This is a genomic window from Streptomyces sp. SID486 (genome assembly GCF_009865385.1).
Lineage (GTDB): Bacteria > Actinomycetota > Actinomycetes > Streptomycetales > Streptomycetaceae > Streptomyces.
The window spans coordinates 1-475 of the sequence record NZ_WWJT01000625.1; the positions used below are offsets into that span (position 1 = coordinate 1).

Annotated in this window: 1 protein-coding gene; it reads right to left on the reverse strand. The window is 78.9% G+C overall.

What is annotated here, in order from left to right; translation table 11 throughout:
* Positions 1 to 213 precede the first annotated feature (213 nt).
* Positions 214 to 475: DUF2267 domain-containing protein (locus GT045_RS28880; protein WP_161335987.1), on the reverse strand; the 262-nt coding region annotated here is incomplete at its 5' end.

A 475-nucleotide genomic window follows, 5' to 3' on the forward strand; every position in this document is an offset into this window, starting at 1 on the left:
GCGCTCCGCCCGCCGACCGCCGACGGCGCTCCGCGCCGACCCGGCCCTATGCCGACGTCGGCCGCATGGGCCGCATGCCGACGTGTGCCGCATGCCGACGTGGGCCGCGTGCCGACCTGGGCCGCATGCCGACGTGGGCGGCATGGGCCGCATGCCGACGTCGGTCCCATGGGCCGCATGCCGCTGTCGGCCGGGGATGCCGCTCCCTCGGCCTCAGCCCTCCGTCCCCTGCACCGCCCGGCCCACCGGCAGCAGTTCGCGGATGTCCGCCGGGAGCACCCCGGCCATGCGCTCGGTCAGCTCCGGGGCGAGGGCGGCGTCCAGTACCTCCATGACCGCGGCGGCGTCCCGCAGCGCCGTGTCCTCGTCGGTGCCGGCCCGCGCGGCGACGCGTCCGGCGAAGGTGGTCAGGCCGAACCGCTCGCCCGCGGCACCGGGGCCGTGGCCGGTGGCCGGGTCGGCCGCCTCCCGCATG